Below are 23,203 nucleotides of genomic sequence, written 5' to 3'. Positions count from 1 at the left end.
ATTTTTTTATGTAATGCTTTTATCATAAAATGACTGTAGATGAAAGTCAATAATAACCATTTATAACAGAAAATTTATACAACTTTACCATTATTATAAACACTTTAAAGGATGTTTAGTCCTATATTAACTAAAAAAGCCATCTAGAGAAGACTAGATGGCGCTTTTTTATTTTATAATATGAATAAATTGACGGTCATCAACTGTAACATGTTGATGTTTCTTAAAGTAATCGATAATAATTTCAGTCATTTCAATTTGGATTTCTTTGATAATTGGACAATCACGGAAGAATTCATAACCTCCAACACCACTTGAACGATAGTTGTTCATCACGAGTGAGAACGTATCCGTCGGGTTGACTTCTTGGCCTTTCACGATCATGTTAACGACTCGTTCACCGACAGGTTTAGTTAAATCAAATGTATACTCCACATTTGAGAAGAAATCATAGTTGTAGTGAGCCACTTTAGGTTGAAGGAAACGTTTAGATACAGATAGTTCTCCATTTGTATAATCAATATAGGAAGCGCAGACTTCTAATGCTTGCTTTAAAACTTTTCCACTAACTTCACGGACAACTAATGTATTCGGGTAGACATAAGTTGAAACAATGTCGCGAACGGTAACACTTTTGTTAAATCCTTTAACAGCGTTGGCAAAAGAAGTACAAGCTAAATCACATTCTGCCACTTCGAGTTGAATTTGGTTAATAAAGTTAGCAAGTAATGAACCATTAATCGCCATATCAAGACGATCACTTGGTTGTAATTCTACATTTAAATAACCGACCGGACAATCTAGCCACTCTTGAACACGATTTTCGAGTGGTAATAGGGTATCATACATGACTTGATCAGGATGATTTTCAAATGCATTTAATGAAGAGGTTACGCTCGTCACATGATGATCATCTGTTTGAACATGAACTTCAGCATATTTTGTTGCATTGTGTGGAGTTTGGATGATATGAGTCCCAAATAACGTTTGATTTTGTAGTGGGATATGTTGATGTCCTGTTAGTAAGACATTAAAATCTAATTCTTTACAAACTTTATAGGCTATATTTTCAGAAGATGTACTTAATTGTTCATGTGTTGATAAATCGTATTCAAATCCACCATGATAAATTCCAATTAAAACATCAACTTGAGGTTTTAACTCATCGTGAACTTGTTTAATTGAAGTAAAGGTATCACGCACTTCGAAATTTGTTAAATTATACTCTTTTTCCCAAATAGGAATAAAGTCAGTTGTAAATCCGATAATCCCAACTTTTAAACCGTTTTCCATTGTTTTTATGTCGTAACCTTGAATAGGCAGCTGATTTGTTTTATCTAGGACATTTGTACATAAACATTTCGCATTTAAATAATCGAGATATGATTTTAGATAGTCATAGCCATAATTAAATTCATGATTTCCTAGTGTAATATAATCATATCCTCCTGCATTCATCACCTCAGCAATGGGATGTTTAATTAATTTCTCACTACTTAAAAAAGTGGTAAAAGGAGAGCCTTGAATGGTATCACCACCATCAATGATTAGTGTATTTCCATCCTTTTGATAAGACGCAATAATATTTAGCATCCCCATCGGCTTGATTGTTGTATCCGTATAATCTGTTGGATAAACATATCCATGTAAATCGGAAGTAAAATAGATTTTTAATTCTTTCATTATAACACCTCATACAAATTATAACACAAAATTCGACATCAATCTGCCCGTGCTATCATTATTGTGCGATAAAAGTATTAAAACATGAAGTGAATTTGCAAAATAAATGAATTTTAAAAAAGGAACCACCATTTTTTTATGTGAATTTAATAATAGAATATGATAAAATAATAAAAAAACAAAAAGGAAGATCAATCATGGCCGAAAATATATTAAAATTTAAGGATTGGAATGATCTAGAGGGAACAGAATTACTTCAATTATTGGAGCAATCAGTTGATTTAGATGAAGAGCTTTATGAGCTGATGATGAAAAAAGTACCATATTTGTTAAAACAGACAAAAATGGTACACAAACAAACTTATAAAACAACAAAAATTTCAATGAAATTAAGTAAACAGACAAAGAAGTATTATTTAAAAGTTTCGAAATCAATTTTGAAATTAATTAAAAATTCAGAAGTTTCAAATGAGCTAAAGGTTGAATTAATTGAGTTGTTAAAAGAAATCACTCTCAAAATTGAGAAATGTGATGAACGAGATAAACACTTTTTAACTCAACAACAGGTTAAAACATTTGGTTATAGTACACTAGCCTTAGCTGGATTGGTAGCGATTTATGGGGTAAAGGCTATCAAAAAAGATTAAAAACTCATCAAAAACAGAGGCGATTCCACTTAGTGAAATTGACTCTGTTTTTTAGTGATAACCTAACTTTGTTGATAAAATGAATCTATCATATCATGTTTTAGAGATATAAGGAATAGAGTAGTATTAACAAACCTTACAGGAGGGGAGAGGGATGGCTAGTAACGTTCAATATCAAAGACAATTATTTTTTCAAGTTCATTGCGGAGTTAATCTCCTTTGTTTTGCGATTACATTAATGTGTGTGGTGGCTTTAAAATTTAGCATTGGGTTGTTACAATTATTTGCTTTAATTTTGCCACTCGTTGGGATTGCTTCTTTTTTTGTGAATGATAGTGTGAGTAAAGGTCGAAAAGTTGTAAAGGAATGTTATTGTTTTGGGAGTATGGCTAGTCTTATTTCACTTTTGCTTGTTTCACAACTTTTATTTCAATTTAGTGTAGCGGGATGGATTTGGGAATTAGCATATTTTATTGTAACAGCGGCCGCTGTCATTGCAATCGGTTATTTTATCCTCCTGGCAGATTCGTTACTCTTAAGTAAAACCTTAACGCCTATTTCAATTGTTGCAGGATTAATCATTGGACTACTAGTGGCAATTGTTATCTATAAATTTTTCATTTGTTATTTTTTTACACCCGGATTTTTGATTTTTTGGAGCTATACCTTTTGGATTATAGATCTCATTTTAACGGTATTAGTTTGTCTAGATTTGCGAATTATTTTATTTAAAGGAAGATAAGTTAGATTAATAGAAAAGAGGCTTTATATGTTACAACCTTATATAGAAGGTGAATTAGTTTATTTGAGTGAATTAAAAAAAGAAGAATTACCTTTGTTACTAGAACTTTATGAAGATGAAGAGTTTATGGAGGACTTTGGCTATATTGAGGGAGTTGTCCAAACATATGAGTCACTTTACACATGGTATGAAGAACTAAAATTATCTGAAGATGAAATCTTTTATTCCGTTTATGAAAAAAAAACTCAGGAATGGATTGGATTTATTAGTTTAATGGATATAAATGAAGGTGAACGAGAAGGATGGCTTGTAATTGGATTAACCCAAATCAAAAGGGGGAAAGGATTTGGGAAAGAGGCAATGTTTTATTTAATTAATGAAGCCTTTCATCAAGGATTAACAACGATTCGACTCAGTGTGTTAAGTCATAATGAACGTGCCATTAGGTTATATAAAAAACTAGGATTTAAATTGGAAATGATTTATCCAAAAGAACAGTTCCCCAATTTTTTTCAAGTAGATATTATAGAACTGAGTCTTGAGGAGACAGAGTTTAATAGCAGATAAGAAGAAGGGGGAAGTGGCGTGAGAAATCAGTTGAAAAATTCAAATTGGTTGGAATTTGAACAAGCCTTTCCTGAGTATTATGCCTCACTAGGGAAAATTCACTTCGATTCCTGTCAAATTAATGGCTCACGTATTGGAAGTTTGCAATTAGTCACGACGGAACAAGAGGTGCTTCAATATATAGAGCCGATTGCTTTACATGGATACGAGTACTTGACAATGGGGCTTGTGATTCGAGGAAATGATGTTGAGGCATTTCATTATCAAGTTAATTTTTTAAATATTCAAAAACAAAGCATCAAAAAAATTAGGCAAAATATTGTTTCTGAAATAACACCAGAGTTTAAAATAATTACGGTCACGTGTAAAATCCCAGCCCATGCTCATTTAGCTAAAGTTAGTTGGGAGATAACGGGATGTGCAACAGGGATCACGTTATATAAACCAAGTGTGACATTAAAATAAAAAAAACTCAGCGTTAAAGCTGAGTTTTTTCATTTTGATCTATTTTTGTCATTGAGAATCCAGTGGCTGCTAAAATAAGTGAAAACAGTGGACTTAATAAGTTAAAGAATGCAAATGGTAAGAACGCAATAGGGTTCAAGCCAAGCGTTGCCATCATGTAGGATCCACAAGTTGTCCATGGGATAAGTGGAGAAGTCACGGTCGCACCATCTTCAAGAGCGCGTGATAAGTTTTTCGGCGCTAATCCACGTTTTGGATATTCATTTTTATACATACGACCTGGCATCACAAGTGCTAAATATTGATCACCTGTTACAATATTTGTGAAAATACAAGTAAAAATTGTAGCGAATACAAGTCCGAATGTCCCTTTTGCATATTTTAAAATGGTTGAGGCAATGGTTTCAAGCATTCCTGTTTTTTCTAAAACGCCACCAAATGATAAGGCGCAAAGGATTAAGGAAACGGTCCATAACATACTATCTAAACCACCACGTGTTAATAAATCATCAACAGCGGTGACTCCGGTTTGAGAGTAATAGCCATAGTGCATAGCTGTCATGATGTCTCCCACATTTGCCCCTTGGAAGATCATCGCAAACACCCCACCAAGTAACGTACCAGTTAATAAGGCAGGAATCGCAGGCACTTTTAAAATAACCATCGCAATGACAGCAACAGGTGCTAGTAATAAGATAGGTGATAATGTGTGGAAATTTCCAATTAAGGTGTTTTGTATAATGTCGATTTGACCAGTATCTAGTGATTGTCCAGCATATTTTAATCCAAGGACCGTGTAAAGTATGATTGAAATAACATACGCAGGAACTGTCGTATACATCATATGTTTGATGTGTTCAAATAACGTCGCACCAGCCATGGCAGGTGCTAAGTTAGTCGTATCAGATAAAGGGGACATTTTATCTCCAAAGTAGGCCCCAGAAATGATGGCCCCAGCAATAATAGGTGAAGGAATTCCAAGTGTTTGTCCAATTCCTAATAATGCAATCCCGACTGTTCCAGCTGTTGTCCAAGAAGAACCCGTTGCCACGGATACGATAGAACAAATTAATAAGGTAGCAACTAAGAAAATACCAGGTGATAAAATGTTGAGTCCCCAATAAATCATTGAAGGGACAACCCCTCCTAAAATCCATGTTCCAATTAAAGTTCCAACAATGAGCAAAATTAAAACAGCTTGTAAGGCCATTGTAATGGTTTGGATAATCCCCTCTTCAAGCTCACTCCATTTATACCCCAAACGAAGTACTCCAATTAAGGCTGCGACTCCAGTGGCTAAAATTAATGGAATCTGTGGATCGACATTAAACTTTAATAAAGCTAATGCCAACATGATGACTAAAAAAACAATAGGAATTAGAGCTTCAAATAGCGTCGCTTTTCTAGGTTGTTTCATCTTTATTTCTCCTTCTTATGAGTGTTATGTTTGTTCTCAGTTTTGTTGTTTTGAAGTCCCCAATGAATCATTCTAAATTAGTTTCATTGTGAGCATAAAATCAATTGTCACAACGAGTCGAAAAAACACTTTTTTTGCCGACATTCAATATATCATTTTATATCTTAAACTGCAAATAAATCATGAAGTTTATAAAATGTAATTTTTGGAAAATAATACTTTTACTTCAAAAATATTAGGATATATTTGGATAATTTTAAAGGGTAGTTCTTTTTATAAGTTTCTCTAAAATTATTTTAATTATTCCAAAAAATATAAAATAAATATATTATAAGGTTGATAAAAATGGAAATTTATGATATGTTAAAGAAGTACTTAATAGTTCTTTTTGTTTGTTTCACAGTATATCAGATTGGATTGCGTTTCTGGGGGTTTTTTAACTACAGGGTAAAAAGGTGTGGGGTTACAAAATAGTATTAAGTCACTAATCTTTATTTTTATTCGGAGGTATTTATTATGAATACAGGTACAGTTAAATGGTTTAATGCAGAAAAAGGATTTGGATTCATTTCAGTTGAAGGTGGAGAAGACGTATTCGTTCATTACTCTGCAATCACTGGTGAAGGATTTAAAACATTAGAAGAAGGACAAAAAGTGTCTTTTGATATCGTTGAAGGAAACCGTGGAGCTCAAGCTTCTAACGTAGTAAAATTATAATTCTATTTCAAAATAAGACATGAATGAGCTAGTAGCCATGGGTTACTAGTTTTTTCTTGTTCGTTAAAAGGCTAGAAAGTAAAGGAATGACTAGGGTCAGGGTTTCATCATAAAGAAGAAGGTGAAGAAAGTGGAGAAAAGACTTGATTTAACAAAGGGTCATATTATTGGAACGCTTGTAAAGTTAGCTTTACCCATAATGGGAACCTCATTTATTCAAATGGCGTATAATCTGACCGACATGATCTGGATTGGTCGTGTCGGAAGTAGTGCAGTAGCGGCTGTTGGAACGGCCGGATTTTTTACCTGGTTAGCGATGGCATTTATTATGATTTCAAAAATTGGAGCTGAAATTAAGGTCTCACAAACAATAGGTGCTCATTTATACGAAGAAACAAAAGGTTATGTTCGAAGTGCTATACAAATTAATCTCATTTTAGCTGTTTTATATATGATGGTTCTGTTCTTCTTTAAAGAACCTTTAATTGGCTTCTTTAACTTAGGCGATGAGGAAATTATTCAAATGTCCTATACTTATTTAGAGGTTATGATTATTGGAATGATTTTTTATTTTATCAACCCTGTTTTTACAGCTATTTTTAACGGATCAGGCGATAGTAAAACGCCATTTATGATCAATACCATTGGATTAATCTTCAATATTGTTTTTGATCCAATTTTAATTTTAGGATTTGGACCTATTCCGGCGCTGGGTGTTTTAGGAGCTGCCATTGCAACGGTGTGTGCTCAAATAGTGGTTAGCTTATGTTTCTTAGTTATTATTTTACGCAGTAAAGCAGCCTACTTAAAAGTGAACTTATTTGAAAAGTTTGATATAAAATTCATTAAAATCATCTGTAAAATCGGCTTTCCAGGAGCGCTTCAAAGTGGATTGTTCACGTGTATTTCAATGGTGCTTGGTCGATTGGTAGCCGCTTATGGAGCTGTTCCAATTGCTGTTCAAAAAGTTGGATCTCAAATCGAATCGATTTCTTGGATGACTGCAGGAGGATTTTCAACGGCGCTCGGTGCCTTTGTTGGACAAAATTATGGAGCAAAACAATTTGATCGAATTCAAAAAGGCTATCAAACGACAATGCTTTTAGCACTAGGTCTTGGTGTTTTTGCAACCGTTCTTCTTGTCTTCTTTGGGGAACCGATCTTTTCATTTTTCTTACCAGAAGCAGAGGCTATTGAACAGGGAAAAATGTACTTAAAAATTTTAGGGTATTCGCAATTATTTATGTGTATTGAGATTACGACACAAGGATTATTTAATGGATTAGGTCGTACGTACATTCCATCCATTGTCGGAATTATCTTAACTGGTGCACGTATTCCACTCGCCTATGTGATAGGACAACCTCATGTACTAGGAATTGATGGGGTTTGGTGGGCGATTACACTAAGTAGTGTCGTCAAGGGTCTCGTACTGGTAGGTATTTATTTCTATCTTTCAAAACGTCAGCGTCTTTATTTAAAACAAGCCCCATCAACTCTTGAAGGAGAAGGTGAACGAAGTTCTCAGGAATTAAAATTAAAGATAGAATAAACCAAAAAGGCGTCCGATACGGATGCCTTTTTTATATGTGAAGCCAAACAACGATGATATACAACGATTGAAATATTTGATAAAATAGATAAGTTCAGATCAGTTTTGTAAAACTGTAAAATTTTTGAACTATCAGTGGAGAAGGCCTTTTCAAGAGCAGGTTAGTCATTCTCTAGAAGCTAAGAAGGGGATAACCTATGAGCTAAGTGAACCACATAGTGTAGGGAGCCTGTTGTGTTCTTTGTCAGGGATTCTTTGCATGAGTTACTCCACTTTTAGTGAAGTAAGCTTTGGACGATAGGATACCTTAGGTTCAAAAAAGCTTAAATCCTCAGATAGATTCATGAGTGTGAAATAGAGTTCAGTTTCAATCAAGTAGAAAAAGAAGTAAAAAGGTAGAAAGGGGAATGGTGATGAAAATATTAGTAACTGAAATGTTTTTGAGCCATATCCCTCGTGGTAAAGAAACATTTGTGTTGCAAAAAATGAGTCAATTCGTGAAAGATTATGTAGAATATAAGTTTAACATGTCTGCGATGCGTGGAGGCGTGTCTGTGCGTGAAATTAAACATAATCGCAATGGGTTGCGTATTTTTAAGCTTCGAATTAATAAAGGTGATCGGATCTTGTTTACCTTTGATACAAATCGTGTTCGAAGTGAGTACCGACAAGCCATTTTGTTTTTAGATTATTGTCATCATGATGATCAGGCAATGCGAGGACGACAAATTGGAATCAAAGAAGATAGGATTGAGGTTGTATCTTCTGAAGAAGAGGTAGTCGATGCCTACATTGATCAACAATATGAAAATTTTGATTATGATCCTAATGTCATCATTACCAGAGTCATAAACGTCGAAACGATGAATCAGTTACTTGACGATCGAGATGAAAAGGCGATTTATTATTTAAATGATGAACAGTTTCAATGTCTGGCGCCAACTGAGTCGCCAACGTTTTTATTCGGAAGTGCCGGAAGTGGAAAAACCACGATTAATATTCATAAAGCGTATTTACTTGCCTTGCAACCGATTCGTTTAGCTTATTTCACGTATTCTTCTTATTTAGTTGAAGATGCAGTTAAATTATTCAAAAAAATTGTGGAAGATTCTGATGAGGTGAAAGCGGATGATATTTTAAAACGGGTTCAATTTCTTCACTACAATCACTTTGTTTCCACAGAGGTTCGAGCGTATCAAATGATGACATACGAAGCATTTCGCTTATGGGCAATTGAACGCCAACCGATGCTAATTAAACAAATCGGATTAGATGTTTATGATTTGTGGAAAGAAATTCGGGGCATCATTAAAGGAATGATTCCAAAAGAATGGATTCGTTATGCCATCCCTATTTCTGATTTTCCATATCCGTCAGTGGTCATGGAAGTGATGTTGAAAAAAGGCTTAGCTCATGTTGAAAATGACGTGTTAATCTTACATGCTGATGCCTTATATGAAGCAAAAAAACATTATTTAGATCGCTATACCCTACAAGCGATTATGCTTATGCATCAACTGCTTGATGAGTATTTATTCACACATAAAATGATTGAAAAAGAGATCTATCTTTCACTTGATGAGCAGTATTGTGTGTACGAACGAAAACAACGTGAACTGTTGTATGAGTTAGCGGTGCGTTATCAGTTCTTTTTAGATGATGAGAAAAAAGTGGATGAGAACGATCTATCAAGAGCGCTGCTTCAAAAAATAATCAAAAAAGAAGTGAATTTATTTGATTATGTCATTGCTGATGAAATTCAAGATTTGACGGAGATTCAAATTTATTGTTTGATTCGCTTGTCACGAAATCGTAATCAACTGTTATTTAGTGGAGATATTAATCAAACCATTCGACCTACTTATTTTCATACAGGACGCGTTGAAAGCATTATGAAAACATCGAATACCCATTTAGGTTTTTTGAAACATCAACTGGTGAAAAATTATCGTAGCACAAAAGAGGTCGTAGATTTAGCGAATAAAGTCGTGGATCTTCGGATCAAGCGCTTAGGATTAAATAAAAAAAATGATTATCATGAAATTGCTATCCGTGGTCTTTCACATGCGGTTTATTATTTACAGAGCACGAATCCTCAAAATGTCATTAAGCTCATTGAGACGGGCTTAAATCGACATTATGTTGCGATCGTCGTGCCAGATGAAGCTGAAAAACGGAATTTAGAGCGTTTAACCCAAGTGAAAGGGGCCGTCTTTACGGTTGAAGAAATTAAAGGAATCGAAAAAGATTACATCATTTGTTATAATGTGATGTCTAAGTTTAAATCGCTTTGGGAAACCATCTTAAATACCGATGTGATGCATCAAAATCAATACCGCTATTACTTTAATTTATTGTATGTTGCGATTACAAGGGCTCGTCAGCACTTATGTTTTGTAGAAGAGGACATGCCGCCGTCATTATTTGAGTATCTGAGTGATGAACTCTTAATTTTTTCTGAGTTTGATGAATCGGCTTTAAAACTAAGTCAAATTTCAAGTGATAATCAGTTCTATAAAGAAGCAACATTATACGAACGTCGCGAATTATATGAACAGGCTATTACCGAGTACGAGCTATCGAAATTAGAGGTGGCGAAACATGATATTAAACGGTGTCAGGCTTTGATGAAAAATAGAGAAGGGCAGCATATTGAAGCGGGAATCGAGCTCTTAAAATTAAAAGAATTTGAACAGGCGGCAAACTGTTTTAGACAGGGGCAAGATGTGCTCCGCTATTTACAGGCATTGGTTTATCAAGATTGTCCGTTTGAAAAAATACAAGAAGAATTATTAACCTTTGGCATTGAAGACGTGATTAGTTATGTCTATTTACAACCAACGCGAGTCTCGTGGCTTCGCCGTTTTAATAAGTCATATGCCATTCATTTAACTAAGCGAATACAAGTCATCGATCACCTAATGGAATGTATTGATGAAATGAAAGGGTGAGGGAAATGGACGTCGAATTTTTAGATTTAATTAAAACGTTTGAGAAAACGTTAAAACGAATTGAAGTGTTAGATCATAAAGTGACATCATTTCAAGAAGTATTGGAAACATTAAAATCAAATTTAGATGAACTCGTTGAAATGGTCATGCTTGAAGAAATTGTGGAGTTGTCACAAAACGGGACGCAAAAAATTAAAGCCTTAAATCATGAAATGAACCAGTTGATGAGTGCTTATTCATCAGTGGCACAACTTCAAAAACTAAGTGAGGAAGAAGCCAACAGATTTCAAAAGCTAGAGCAAGGAGTGGCAGAACTGAAACACCTAATCCAAAGAAAAGCGCCTCAAATGTCTTCAAGACTACTTGAACTGGCAGATGAGATTTATTATGTGGATGAGGAGTCAAATCTTTGCTGTGAATCAAACATCATCAATCAAACACTAATCACAACAGGTGTTAAAAGCATTGCTCAACATCAAGATTTATTATTTGTTAGTTGTGAACAGGAGTTAGTGGTGATGAAAGACAAACAGCTTTTAGTCAGTTTTCCGATTCAATGTGAGAGTTTTTTTGTAGAAGGCTATCTCATTTACTTCTTAGACCATCAAATGTTAAAACAGTGTCATCTGTTAACACAAGAAGTCACGGTGATTGAAGAGGACGTGCTATTCATGATGCCACAACATGACAAAATCTTGATTAAAACCACGTCGGGATTAAAAAGACTAGCCTATTAAAAAAGAGCTCGATTGAGCTCTTTTTAATTTCCTCCAGTAGGGATAAAGGGGAGTAAACGACTTGCTACATTTTGCATGGTTAAGGTTTGTAAATAAACTGTTCCGGGTCCTGTTAATTTGGTTAAGAAGAGACCTTCTCCTCCAAAGAAAATATTTTTAAATCCTTTAACGGTTTCAATTTCATACTTGACCTGACGATCAAATCCAACGACATTGCCTGTGTCAACTTTAATGACTTCACCGGGTTTTAATTCACGTTTGACCACGCTTCCAGCGACTTCTAAAAAGACTTTTCCATGACCGGATAATCGCTGTAAAATAAAACCTTCGCCACCAAATAAACCAGCCGATACACGTCTAGTCCACTCGACACTTAAATTAACGCCAGGTTCACCGACTAAAAATGAACTTTTTTGACAAATCCAATCTTGTCCTGGAACTAAATCAAGTTCAATGATTTTACCAGGAAACGTTGAAGCAAAGACGATTTCTTGGTTTGGAAGGCTTGAGGTATAGGTTGCCATGAATAAAGATTCACCCGAAAACATGCGGCCAATCCCTTTCATTAAGCCTCCCTTAATGTTAGTATTCATTGTAATCCCATTGTCCATCCAAGCCATACCACCTGATTGGGTGTACACACTCTCTCCTTTATCTAACACAATTGAAACACCAGGTAAATCGTTTCCGAAAATAGATGTTTTCATTTAGAGCCTCCTTCATTTTGTTTTATTAACCATAATTTACCACAAAAAGCAAAGTGAAACAAGAGGTCAACTAATTTATAGGTTCATAGTACGCTAGTAATAAGTCGACCACACGACCATAACTTTGAACCCCATCGTTGACACCGTTTAGTTTTAAGTACGTTTGATTCATTTGGGTGAAGGTTTCTTCAACTTTTCCTTCGTATTGTTTCCAGTAATCGCGTTGATCATTTAAATCACGACGTACACCGTCGGATAATTTTTCGTTTAAGGTGATGAGTGTTTCACGATCAACAAGTGCTAAAGCACGATTGACATAATTTAAGGCATTTAAGTAGCCTGAATATTGAAAATCAACATCAGGGTGAGCGATACAGGTGAGGTAGGCGATGAAGTTCGCTTCATTTTCACTCGCAAACCCACGTTGATGGGCCATTTCATGCATTGTGGTAAATAAAAGGGTGCTCTTTGGAACTGAAACGTTGACATTGGCTTCTGCCGTAAAGGGAGAATAAATTCCTGTAATGTTTGTATAAGACATTAAATCTGAGAGAAAGACTGCTTTGGGAAGCCCGTAATCCCCACCTAAAAAAGGATAAGTTGTTGCAGCTGTTGCATAGCCAAGCGGTGCGCGCTTAAAAATTTCTGAGACAGTTTCGTTAATTGTAAAGACACCGTCTTCATTTTCGAACACTTGAGTTCTAGTTTCATTCGTTTGATTGATGAGATAATCATAAAGGAGAGCTAATTCTTCGACTGACCGAGGGCTCAAGTTTAACTGTAAGGTTTCTTCTAGGGGTGTTTTATAGTAGTTGAGCCCCCATAAAATCGTGAATAAAAAGTATAATAAACTGGCAAAACTTAAAAGATGAAGGAAAAAGCGCCCGATGATGGACCACCAAGTTTTTGGATACATTGCCACTTGATACAACGTTAGACCAAAGTATCCAAGAATCATTAGGATTAAAAAATAAATGAGCCATTCAAATAACGAAAAAGGAAGTATTCCAGTTAGCTGGCTTAATTTTTCAACGACCCATTGATTAAACCGTTCAGAGTAGAGTGCTGTGAGCGTGGTAGGGTTAGATTTGGCCATGAAGATGAGTAAAAGTGATAGAGGAAACAGGCAGAGTAAGATGAGTGGTGTCAAGTAACGCTTCATAAAAAACCTCCGATTATCTAGCTTTCTTTCTATTATAACAAAAAGAGGATGACATACCAATAATGAGGTAATTCAGGAAGATGATTTGTCGAATCATTGTGAAAATGAGACAAAATACTAGACAATTTTTATCACATATGGTTAACTAGTAAGAAAACTTCTAGAGGTGAGATGATGAGGAAAGTTCAATTAGTGAATCAAATTAAAGCAGCTAGTCATCAAATCAGATGTGATTTGGTAATCAAAAATATTACGATTATTGATGTGTTTCAAAATGATCGATTTGTTGCTGATGTCGCCATCCACGAGGGCCATATCGTTGGAATTGGGGAATATCAAGGAAATTGTGAAGTGGATGGAAGCGGGAAGTTTATCTGTCCTGGATTAATTGATGCGCATGCTCATATTGAGTCATCGCTTGTGACACCTTGTGAATATTATAAGGAAGCATTAAAGCATGGGATTACATCGATGATTACGGACCCACATGAAATAGCGAACGTGCTAGGGGTTGAGGGGATTGAATTGATGATTAAATTGAGCGAGGACATTCCGTTTGATATGTATGTGATGCTTCCTTCTTGTGTTCCGGCGACGGGGTTTGAAAATTCAGGAGCCAATCTTTATGCGAAAGACTTAGCTCCTTTATACGCTCATCACCGTGTTCTTGGATTAGCGGAAGTGATGAATTTTCCAGCTGTTATCCATGGAGAGGATGACATGATTCAAAAAATTATGGATGCGAGAAAGTGTTGCTTAACGGTCGATGGGCATGGCGCAAGTTTTGATTTAAAGACGCTCAATGCTTATGTCACAGCAGGAATTACGACGGATCATGAATGTCACACAGCTGAGGAAGTGATTGATCGTTTACGTCGTGGGATGTATGTGTTAATGCGCGAAGGAAGTGTGGCTAAAAATTTAGAAAAATTAATTTCAGTGGCAAGCATCGCCAACAGCCGACGTATTTGTTTTTGTACCGATGATAAACATATTGATGATTTAATGACAGAAGGAAGTATTGATCACTCCATTAAAGTAGCGGTTAAACATGGTTTAAAAATTGAAACAGCCATTCAAATGTGTACCTTAAATACAGCGGAGTGTTATAAACTAGACGGATATGGTGCCATTGCCCCTGGATTTATAGCCGATTTTATTATCTTAGATGATCTAGATTCATTTAACATTCATTCGGTTTACAAAAAAGGGATTCGTGTCGTTCATCAAGGTGTTTTAGAGGTAGGAGAGAATAGGAACTCAAAAATAACTAAGACGTTTGAAAACACGGTAAAATTACCAACGTTAACATCTGAGTCGTTCAAAATTTCGTGCCGTGATAAAGAAATATTAAATGTGATTGAGCTAATTCCAAATAAATTAGAAACGATTCATCAGTGTTTTAACTTACAAGAATTAGGAGTGACGAATGAAGTTCATTCCGATGTGGAACGTGATTTATTAAAAGTGGCGGTGATTGAACGTCATCATTTGACAAATAACATTGGACTGGGAGTGCTCAAAGGCTTAAAGTTAAAAAAAGGTGCCATTGCCACGACCATTTCACACGATTCACATAATTTAATTGTATGTGGGACAAATGATGAAGAGATGCTCTTTGCATCAAGACAATTGCAACAAATGGGTGGAGGCATTATCGTGGTTTGTGAAGGAAAAGTATTAGCTTCTTTAACACTAGAAATTGGTGGTTTAATTACCAATCGCGCCGCATGTGATGTCATTGAAGAATTAAAATTATTACATGAAGCCATTGAAATGATTGCACCAAGTCTTGATTTTAATCCTTTTTTGACGCTTTCGTTTTTAACGCTACCAGTTATTCCGGCAATTAAATTAACAGATAAAGGTTTGTTTGATGTGATGAAATTTGACTTTATTTCTGTTGTCTCATAAAAAGTGTTCGCTATAGCGAACACTTTTTATAATGGCTCATATAATAAGTTGATGGGGGCCGGTTTAAAAAGAGGAGGGAGAGAGACGATGAATATTAAAACCATACAAGTGGTCATTTTAAATCATAAGACCTCTTCTATTGAAAAATTTGCAAGAAATGCAAAAGCTATTCAATATTATCAAGATGGAGAAAGTGCCAATTTGGTGAATGATTTATATCATCATTGGTTCGGCATTAATGAAGCCTGTATTGTTGCTCATCATTTAGCTTCATTAAGTGATAATCAAGAGGAAATTAATTATGTCGTGGCCGTCAATCCGTTTAAAGCAGGGGTGTCTTACGATGTCCAAAAGATAAATGGCAGGCGACTTCGTTTTGTGTTTATCTTTTTTGAGGTCCAAGAGTCAGAGGCTAGACAGTATGTGTATGAATATTTAAAGGATCTCCTTCTGAATAATAAAACGCAGCCAGTTGAAGTAGATGTCGACTACCATAATGTCAATTTTTATTAAATCCATAAAAATATAGGTCATGTTTTATTTGTTTCGACAATATAATTAAGAGAGAGTCTAGGTCACCAACGTAAGAAAAAATGAGGTGAAATCATGCTAAATTTTTTAAATAATATGAATTTATTGCCGACAAATTTTATTGTGGCTAATATTGTCGAAGTTTTAAAAGAGGATCCTGAAAATGGGGTAGATAAACTATATGAGATGTCGCAAAATTTCATTACTGATCCTCAAATTCAACAAACCGTTAAAGAAATAAAATCGTATTATGATAGCCATCCTTCGATTAAACGGTATATTAAAAATATGGTGTATAATACGCATAAAAATGTATTAAACCACTTTTTACAAAATATCGTGGTTAAAGAAGCATGGGAAGGCATCAATAAGCGAGAACAGGCAAGTCAAAAATATCAAGTTCAAATTCCGTATGCATTGATGCTTGATATTGGAATGGACTGTCAATTAAACTGTAAGGATTGTTACTACCCTCATGACCACTCGTTCTCGATGCCATTAAGTGAAATTGATCGATTAGTCTTCGAAGCAAAAGAAATTGGAATTCATTTGATTATTTTAAGTGGGGGAGATCCTGTTTTAAATGATGGGTTGTTAAAGTTGTATGAGAAATATTCAGATGTTGAGTTTATTGTATTTACGAATGGGACATCAATGAACACAGAGCGTTGCCAACGCCTTGTCAATCTCGGGAATGTGTTGCCGATGATCGTGCTTGAAGGGGAAGCGAATGAGATGAAAGAGCAGGTGAATCCAGGCTTATATCATCAGATTTTTGAAACATTTGATTTGCTAAAATCACAAGGGTTATTATTTGGGGTTGTGACGCCTCTTAAAGCGACTAATTTAGAAAAAGTCGTCAGTGATCGATTTATTTTACCATTGATTAAACATGGGTCAAGACTTCAACTCTATGTAAGTACTCATCAGCCAAAGAGTGGAGGAGAATTGACACCTAAAATGAATCAGTGGCTAGAACGTCAATTAAATGATATGAGACGAATGCGTCCGTATATGGCTGTTCATTTACAAAGCTATTCTCCTTTTATTGGGCGTTGTGTAATCGGACCATTAGCCTATAACATTATGCTTGAGAGTATGAATCAAGTAGTTGAAATTCCTCAGTTTAATACCAAAATGATTAACGGAGCTAGACTAGTGCAAGTTTTAAAACAATATCAAATCTAAAAAAAGACGTGAATTTAATCACGTCCTTTTTTAGTCTTGCCATTCATCCACATTTGTTAAGCCTTTAATATTAGAAGCTTTGAAGATAGGTTCTTTAATTCCTTGTTTCTTTTGATCTGTATAGTCTTTCAATGCTTTAATAGCGAAGTGTCCAAGTAATATGATAGCGATGAGGTTTACAATAGCCATAAATGACATGAATAAGTCAGCTAAGTCCCACACAATCGCTACTTTCGTTAATGATCCGAAGATAATCATTGCCACTACAATAATACGGTAAGCAATTAAATAAGTTTTCTTCGTACTCATAAATTCAATATTTGATTCTCCATAATAGTAGTTTCCAATAATTGAACTAAAAGCAAATAATAAAATACAGAAGGCAATAAAGTAGTTACCAAAACCTCCAATTTGTGAAGTTAAGGCATGTTGCGTTAATTGAATTCCTGTTAAGGAAGAATCTGTATATGAACCGGATAATAAAATAACAAAAGCGGTACAGCTACAAATTAAAATCGTGTCGGTAAAAACACCTAATGTCTGAATTAACCCTTGTTTAACCGGATGAGTGACTTCAGCTGTTGCAGCTGCATTTGGCGCACTCCCCATTCCAGCTTCATTTGAGAATAAACCGCGTTTTACCCCTTGAATGAACATCACACCAAAGGCTCCTGATGCAAATGAAGAGAAGTCAAATGCATTTGAGATAATTAAGTTAAAAACATGAGGGATTTCTTTAATATTTAAGATAATCACTACAATGGCTACTAAAACATAAGCCACTGCTAAAATAGGAACGATTACCTCTGAAACTTTAGCAATACGGTGAACACCACCAAAAATAATTAAAGCACTCACAGCTGCTAATAAAAGTCCCATCACTAGTTTGTCCATTCCAAAGGCTGTTTGGAAGGCTTCAGAAATCGTGTTAGCTTGTACGGCATTAAAGACAAATCCGAAGGTAATAGTAATTAAAACAGAGAAGATAAGACCCAACCAACGTTTGTTTAATCCTTTTTCAATGTAGTAAGCAGGACCTCCACGATACGCCCCATTTTCATCTTTTACTTTATAAATTTGAGCTAAGGTACTTTCAATGAAACTTGAAGCTCCTCCGATTAAAGCAATGATCCACATCCAAAAGACAGCACCTGGTCCACCGACTGCAATTGCAAGGGCAACGCCAGCAATGTTTCCAGTTCCAACGCGAGAAGCGGTACTAATACAAAAGGCTTGGAAAGATGAGATTTTATCTTCATTTTTATTAGATTTTCCAACTCCATCCCCTAGAAGTCGAATCATCTCTTTCATCATTCTAAATTGAACAAATCCTGTTCTAAAGCTAAAGTAGAAACCAGCGATTAACAGTAGGACAATTAACAGATAGCTTCCGATATACGTGTTACCAGCACTAATCAAATTATTTAATCCATCTAAAATCGAGTTTCCCATTGTTTGAATAGTTTCCATATTGGCCTCCTTTTTTACTTATCAAAATCCAATTTTTTTCGACACTCCGATTTCTATTATAACTTAAAATGAAAGAAAATGTAAGTTTAAACCATTAATAGTAAAAAATTAGAATGAGTCAAAATGGAAAATTTTTAGATTATGGTTAACAAAAAAACCTTAAGGAAGCCCTTAAGGTTTTCATTTATTTTTTAAAGATACCAAGTCCTGTAACCACTAATGTTGCCCAATCTGAGTCGTCGTTGTTTTGCCAAGTATACTCCACGTTTAATTTCTTTAACCAAGCATTTAATCCTGTTGATGTTTTTCCATCCGTCGCAGCTTGACGTCCAAAAGCTTCTTTAATTTTTTCTAGTAAGTCTTTTTGTCCTTCTGCATCTAATTCAAATCCGACGATATCTTCTAATTCTTCACGAATATTTTCATAAGCAATTAAATCATCGCGATATAAATCATTGACTAATAATTGACGTTCACGATTTAATTCTAAAATAACATTTTGGATTTCTTCATGATTTGAAAGATATTTTTTAGCGACATTCATCGCAGCAATCACATGATCGATTTTAACAATACGCTTTTCAATAGCTGAACTTTTCATAACTTAATCTCACTTCGCAATCTTTATTTTTCCATAACTTTTGAATTATATCATTTCACTAAAGCGTGGGCAAGTTTTATTTTGTATAATAGGCGATCCCAATACTTCCAGGTCCAACATGACATCCAATGACAGGTCCAATAGATTGTAATCCCACCGGTTGTTTTAACTCTTCTTCAAGTTTTTGAGCGAGAAGAAATCCATCCTCTTCATTGTTAATATGATGAACAATAACGCCTCCAAGCTCGCGAGACGTTAAATCTTCTTTAAACTTATCGATAAAGGTTTGAATCGCTTTTTTCTTCGTTCGAACTTTTGTATAGACAGTTGTTTTCCCGTCTTCGACTGTTAAAATTGGTTTTATTTGGAAAATATTCCCTAATAGAGCTGAAGCCCCTCCAATACGTCCGCCTTTTTTTAAGTAATCAAGTGTTTCAGGCGTAAATAAGAAACGACTGTGCTCTTTCACTTGTGTCGCAACTTCGATGACTTCATCCATTGAAGCCCCTGCTTTTGCTGCTTTTGCCGCTTCTATTGCAATATAACCCATTTGCATGCAATTAGTCATTGAGTCAAACAGCTGAATATTGGCAGTAGGGTATTTCTCAAGCACTAAGTCACGAATCATATGGGCATTTGAGAAGGTACCGCTCATCTCAGAAGATAAGAAAACTCCGAAAATATCGTGCCCGTTACGAACCAATGACTCAAATGTTTCTAACATTTCATCAGGTGTGGGTTGAGAAGAGGTTGGAATTTCATTGAGCTCTTTTAGGTGGCTATAAAATTGGTCTAAGTTGACATCCAATTCACGTTCACTAGTTCCTTTAACAATAATATTGAGCGAGACAATTGAAAGATCTAAATCTTCTTGAATTTCCTTTGGAATGTAAGATGTACTATCTGTAATCACTTTAATTGACATAAGGATCCTCCTAATCCTAAAATGAGATAAAAATAAAAGAAACAGGGATACTAATTAATAACCAATATTATAACTTAAGATAAAGAAAAAATTAACAAAAAATGCAAATATATTTTGAGATTTGAGTGAAATGACGTACAATGAGGAAATAAAAAGATAAATCAATCATCGGATAAAAAACGACGTTAAAAAGGATGTGGAATTTTGAAAATATTAATTGATGGAGACGGATGTCCAGTGACAGACCTTGTGATTAATCTAGCTGCGCCTTATAACATCCCTGTCATCTTAATTTGTGATACTGCACATGTTTGTAATCGAGAAGGGATTAAAACAATTATGGTAAATAAAGGGCGTGACGCAACGGATTTTGAATTGATGCGACATGTTCAAAAAGGCGATATTATCGTGACTCAAGATTATGGATTAGCGGCGATGGGGTTAACCAAGCAGGCTTACGTGATCCATCAAAGTGGGATGCAGTATACGACACAAAATATTGATCAGCTCCTATTTGCGCGACATCTCTCTCAAAAAATAAGAAATTCAGGCGGAAGATTAAAAGGGCCAGCGAAACGAACACGAGACGATGACTTAGCATTTAAAACTTCTTTTCAGAGCTTACTGTCTAGATTAACGACGACAAATTAAAATGGAATCTTACAAAATTTATTCAAATACGATATAATATGTAAGGAATTTGATTTGTTTTTATCATCATCTATGACGTTTTAGATGAAATGGAAATGAATGAACGATGGAGGTTTTAATATGATTGCTTTAATCGTCGCACTATCGCTCACCCTCATTCATTTTTTGAATTTAGGAGCTATTTTAGTGATGATTTTCCGAAGAAGGGAAGAGCCTATTTTTATTATTGCTTGGACAATGCTCATGATGTTTGTCCCTTTAATCGGATTTATTTTATACTTATTATTTGGGCATGGACCTATTGTTAAAGAAAAAAGAACATTTGTCGATGAGATTGAACAAAATCATCATGAATCAAACGTCGCTAATCAAATGGAAAGATTTAAAGCGTTAGATGAAGAAAACCATCCGTTTTCATCTTTAATTCAATTTAATTTAAATTATAATCATAGTCTTTTAACAACCTATAATGAGGTGGAACTTTTTTCAGAGGCAAAGGCCAAATACGAACGTTTAATTCAAGATATTAACGAAGCTAAAGAAACGATTAATATTCTGTACTTTATTATTCGAGGTGACCAAAGTGGAGAGGCCTTATTATCTGCGTTAACGCGAAAAGCAAAAGAGGGCGTTAAAGTTCGATTAGTTTATGATGATGGAGGAAGTTTCATGACTCCCGCCTCTTTTTTTAAGCCTTTAATTGAGGCAGGTGGAATCGTTGTGAAGCATTATCCAGCTAAATTGAAAATTTTCACATTAAATTGGAATTATCGAAATCATCGAAAAATTGTCGTGATTGATGGGAAAATTGGATACATGGGTGGGATGAACATCGGTGATGAGTATCTATCGCTTAATCCTAAGTATAGCCCATGGCGTGATGCCCATTTTAGAGTGGAGGGAGAGGCTGTTCCGTTACTTCAAATGAGATTTTTAAAAGATTATTTTGCCGTCATGGAAAATGAAGCAGATGTATCACAGATTGAACAGAATCTTAACCTGTATTTTAAAGCGCCAACCATTACAACTAAAACCTATCTACAAATTATTACGGATGGTCCTGATCAAAAAACAGACCATATGCGTGCTGCTTTTATTAAATTAATTATGAGTGCAAGAAAGAGTATCTGGATTCAAACTCCGTATTTTATTCCAGATAGTGAGTTTTTACATGTGTTAAAAATTGCGTCTCATTCTGGTTTAGATGTTAAAATCATGATTCCAGTGATTCCGGATAATCATTTCGTGCATCGAACAACCACTTCTTATATTAAAGAGTTGCTTGAAGCGGGAATTGAAGTTTATTTTTATGAAGGGTTCTTACATTCCAAAATTATTATCATCGATGGAAAAATGAGTTCAGTTGGATCTGTTAATATGGATGTTCGAAGTTTTAGCATTAATTTTGAAATCACAGCTTTTATCTATGATGATCAGATGGCGAAGCAATTAATTAAACAATTTGAATTTGATCAACAAAATTGCCGTTTGCTTGATTTTGAATACGAACGCAATAAATCTTGGGTTATGAAAGCTGAAGAATCGATTTATCGATTATTATCAATGTTAATGTAGGGGAGATTAAGAATGAGAAAGAAAATTGGTATGAGAACCATAAAAACGGCTGTCGGGGCAACCATTGCCATTATTTTAGCTAACTTTTTCGGGCTTAAATATGCGCTTTCTGCAGGGGTTATCACGATTTTAAGTGTACAAAACACGAAGCGAAAGTCTGTTGAAATTGCATGGTCTAGATTTAATTCGACTTGCTTAGCGCTTATGATTAGTGGGATTTTATTCTCACTCATTGGCTTTAATGCGTTCGCATTTGGATTATATTTACTGATTTTTATTCCATTGGCTGTTTCCTATAAATTAAGCGATGGCATTGTGATGAGTTCAGTGTTGGTCACACATCTCTTAGGAGAGGGATATATTAGTCTCTCTTTAATTGCGAATGAGTTTTTTTTAGTCATCATCGGGGCAGGAATTGCTATTTTATTTAATCTTTATATGCCAAAAATGCAACCCCGTATTAAAGAAGATCAGGCAAAAATAGAAGAGCAATTTAGAATTGTTCTGCTGTGCTTAGCGGGAACGACCTCAAGTCAATCGGTGGCGATTGATGAAGAATTTTTATTTCAAACATTGGAGGAGATGTTGCTAAAAGCGAGAGATCGAGCTATGTTGCACAAAGAAAATTACTTATTAGATGAAATGACGTACTATGTTCAATATATGGATATGCGCTTCATGCAATATCAGGTGCTTTTAAGTATGCGACAGACGCTTGGAAAAGTGGTAATGACCGTCGAACAGTCGAGTTTAATTGCAGATTTAACGGAACATATTGCTTTTAATTTACATGAATATAATCCTGCAGAAGATTTAATTCAAATGACACAAGATGTTTTAACTCAATGTCGTAATCAAGAGTTACCTAAAACACGAGAAGAGTTTGAAAATCGAGCCTTATTATTCCAATATTTAAATGATTTGCAATATCTCCTTGAAATTAAATGCCATTTTGTTCGAAATTTGACGGAACAACAACGTTTGAAATTTGGACCACAGAG

At 35.0% G+C, this 23,203-nt stretch carries 21 protein-coding genes; 14 read left to right on the top strand and 7 right to left on the bottom strand.

All coding sequences use genetic code 11. From position 1 onward, the window contains the following. Positions 1-168 precede the first annotated feature (168 nt). Positions 169-1,683 (bottom strand): bifunctional metallophosphatase/5'-nucleotidase, encoded by a 1,515-nt coding sequence (locus HMPREF9402_RS02975; RefSeq protein ID WP_006785616.1) that lies wholly within the window; start codon positions 1,681-1,683, stop codon positions 169-171. A gap of 197 nt (positions 1,684-1,880) precedes the next feature. Between HMPREF9402_RS02975 and HMPREF9402_RS02970 the strand changes: the two genes are divergently transcribed. From HMPREF9402_RS02970 to HMPREF9402_RS02955, 4 genes are all read left to right on the top strand, one after another. Continuing rightward, a complete protein-coding gene (locus HMPREF9402_RS02970; RefSeq protein WP_006785617.1) occupies positions 1,881-2,330 on the top strand; it encodes a hypothetical protein in 450 nt (149 codons plus the stop codon). Positions 2,331-2,484: 154 nt separating this feature from the next. Continuing rightward, on the top strand, positions 2,485-3,072 hold the full coding sequence (locus HMPREF9402_RS02965) for a hypothetical protein (protein ID WP_009606442.1): 588 nt from the start codon (positions 2,485-2,487) through the stop codon (positions 3,070-3,072). Positions 3,073-3,099: 27 nt separating this feature from the next. Further along, entirely contained in the window at positions 3,100-3,639 is a 540-nt protein-coding gene (locus tag HMPREF9402_RS02960) for a GNAT family N-acetyltransferase (RefSeq protein ID WP_009606436.1), read from the top strand. An 18-nt stretch (positions 3,640-3,657) separates the two neighbouring features. Beyond that, entirely contained in the window at positions 3,658-4,104 is a 447-nt protein-coding gene (locus tag HMPREF9402_RS02955) for a hypothetical protein (protein WP_009606438.1), read from the top strand. Between the two features lie 13 nt (positions 4,105-4,117). Here HMPREF9402_RS02955 and nhaC read toward each other — a convergent pair whose 3' ends face one another. Further along, a complete protein-coding gene (gene nhaC, locus HMPREF9402_RS02950) occupies positions 4,118-5,521 on the bottom strand; it encodes a Na+/H+ antiporter NhaC (RefSeq protein ID WP_006785621.1) in 1,404 nt (467 codons plus the stop codon). 516 nt (positions 5,522-6,037) lie between these two features. Between nhaC and HMPREF9402_RS02945 the strand changes: the two genes are divergently transcribed. The 4 genes from HMPREF9402_RS02945 to HMPREF9402_RS02930 all read left to right on the top strand — a co-directional run bounded on the left by HMPREF9402_RS02945 (position 6,038) and on the right by HMPREF9402_RS02930 (position 11,478). Next, on the top strand, positions 6,038-6,238 hold the full coding sequence (locus HMPREF9402_RS02945; protein WP_006785622.1) for a cold-shock protein: 201 nt from the start codon (positions 6,038-6,040) through the stop codon (positions 6,236-6,238). Positions 6,239-6,368: 130 nt separating this feature from the next. Next, on the top strand, positions 6,369-7,790 hold the full coding sequence (locus tag HMPREF9402_RS02940) for an MATE family efflux transporter (protein ID WP_009606437.1): 1,422 nt from the start codon (positions 6,369-6,371) through the stop codon (positions 7,788-7,790). Between the two features lie 413 nt (positions 7,791-8,203). Further along, the gene (locus HMPREF9402_RS02935; RefSeq protein WP_009606458.1) at positions 8,204-10,741 is read left to right on the top strand and encodes a UvrD-helicase domain-containing protein; all 2,538 of its coding nucleotides are present in this window, start codon (positions 8,204-8,206) and stop codon (positions 10,739-10,741) included. A 5-nt stretch (positions 10,742-10,746) separates the two neighbouring features. Then, complete coding sequence (locus HMPREF9402_RS02930) at positions 10,747-11,478, top strand: hypothetical protein (RefSeq protein ID WP_009606461.1); 732 nt, start codon at positions 10,747-10,749, stop codon at positions 11,476-11,478. 23 nt (positions 11,479-11,501) lie between these two features. Here the strand turns inward: HMPREF9402_RS02930 and HMPREF9402_RS02925 are convergent, their stop codons facing one another. Continuing rightward, complete coding sequence (locus HMPREF9402_RS02925; RefSeq protein ID WP_006785626.1) at positions 11,502-12,185, bottom strand: TIGR00266 family protein; 684 nt, start codon at positions 12,183-12,185, stop codon at positions 11,502-11,504. A gap of 70 nt (positions 12,186-12,255) precedes the next feature. Continuing rightward, positions 12,256-13,347: a DUF3810 domain-containing protein gene (locus HMPREF9402_RS02920; RefSeq protein ID WP_009606439.1), complete on the bottom strand. Its 1,092-nt coding sequence runs from the start codon at positions 13,345-13,347 to the stop codon at positions 12,256-12,258. A 174-nt stretch (positions 13,348-13,521) separates the two neighbouring features. Here HMPREF9402_RS02920 and ade point away from each other — a divergent pair, with 174 nt between their 5' ends. From ade to HMPREF9402_RS02905, 3 genes are all read left to right on the top strand, one after another. Next, on the top strand, positions 13,522-15,261 hold the full coding sequence (ade, locus tag HMPREF9402_RS02915; RefSeq protein WP_009606474.1) for an adenine deaminase: 1,740 nt from the start codon (positions 13,522-13,524) through the stop codon (positions 15,259-15,261). An 87-nt stretch (positions 15,262-15,348) separates the two neighbouring features. Further along, positions 15,349-15,774 (top strand): hypothetical protein, encoded by a 426-nt coding sequence (locus HMPREF9402_RS02910; protein WP_006785629.1) that lies wholly within the window; start codon positions 15,349-15,351, stop codon positions 15,772-15,774. Positions 15,775-15,867: 93 nt separating this feature from the next. Then, positions 15,868-16,980, top strand: coding sequence for a radical SAM protein (locus tag HMPREF9402_RS02905; protein WP_009606433.1), 1,113 nt, complete (start codon positions 15,868-15,870; stop codon positions 16,978-16,980). Positions 16,981-17,010: 30 nt separating this feature from the next. Here HMPREF9402_RS02905 and HMPREF9402_RS02900 read toward each other — a convergent pair whose 3' ends face one another. The 3 genes from HMPREF9402_RS02900 to HMPREF9402_RS02890 form a co-directional block, all read right to left on the bottom strand. Next, the gene (locus HMPREF9402_RS02900) at positions 17,011-18,450 is read right to left on the bottom strand and encodes an alanine/glycine:cation symporter family protein (protein WP_009606449.1); all 1,440 of its coding nucleotides are present in this window, start codon (positions 18,448-18,450) and stop codon (positions 17,011-17,013) included. Between the two features lie 184 nt (positions 18,451-18,634). Further along, positions 18,635-19,051, bottom strand: a complete 417-nt coding sequence (locus HMPREF9402_RS02895) for a hypothetical protein (protein WP_006785632.1) — start codon at positions 19,049-19,051, stop codon at positions 18,635-18,637. Between the two features lie 76 nt (positions 19,052-19,127). Next, the gene (locus HMPREF9402_RS02890; RefSeq protein ID WP_006785633.1) at positions 19,128-19,976 is read right to left on the bottom strand and encodes a DegV family protein; all 849 of its coding nucleotides are present in this window, start codon (positions 19,974-19,976) and stop codon (positions 19,128-19,130) included. Between the two features lie 204 nt (positions 19,977-20,180). Here HMPREF9402_RS02890 and HMPREF9402_RS02885 point away from each other — a divergent pair, with 204 nt between their 5' ends. The 3 genes from HMPREF9402_RS02885 to HMPREF9402_RS02875 all read left to right on the top strand — a co-directional run. Next, positions 20,181-20,627 carry a YaiI/YqxD family protein gene (locus tag HMPREF9402_RS02885; protein ID WP_006785634.1) on the top strand — a complete coding sequence of 149 codons (447 nt, stop codon included), beginning with the start codon at positions 20,181-20,183 and terminating at the stop codon, positions 20,625-20,627. A 120-nt stretch (positions 20,628-20,747) separates the two neighbouring features. Beyond that, a complete protein-coding gene (gene cls, locus HMPREF9402_RS02880) occupies positions 20,748-22,202 on the top strand; it encodes a cardiolipin synthase (RefSeq protein WP_009606477.1) in 1,455 nt (484 codons plus the stop codon). A gap of 12 nt (positions 22,203-22,214) precedes the next feature. Further along, a partial coding sequence (locus HMPREF9402_RS02875) for an aromatic acid exporter family protein (RefSeq protein WP_009606425.1) occupies positions 22,215-23,203 on the top strand: 989 nt, incomplete at its 3' end.

The organism is Turicibacter sp. HGF1, assembly GCF_000191865.1.
In the GTDB taxonomy this organism is placed as follows: domain Bacteria; phylum Bacillota_I; class Bacilli_A; order MOL361; family Turicibacteraceae; genus Turicibacter; species Turicibacter sanguinis.
The sequence above is the reverse complement of the archived record's forward strand: the minus strand, read 5'-3'. Positions and strand labels throughout refer to the sequence as shown.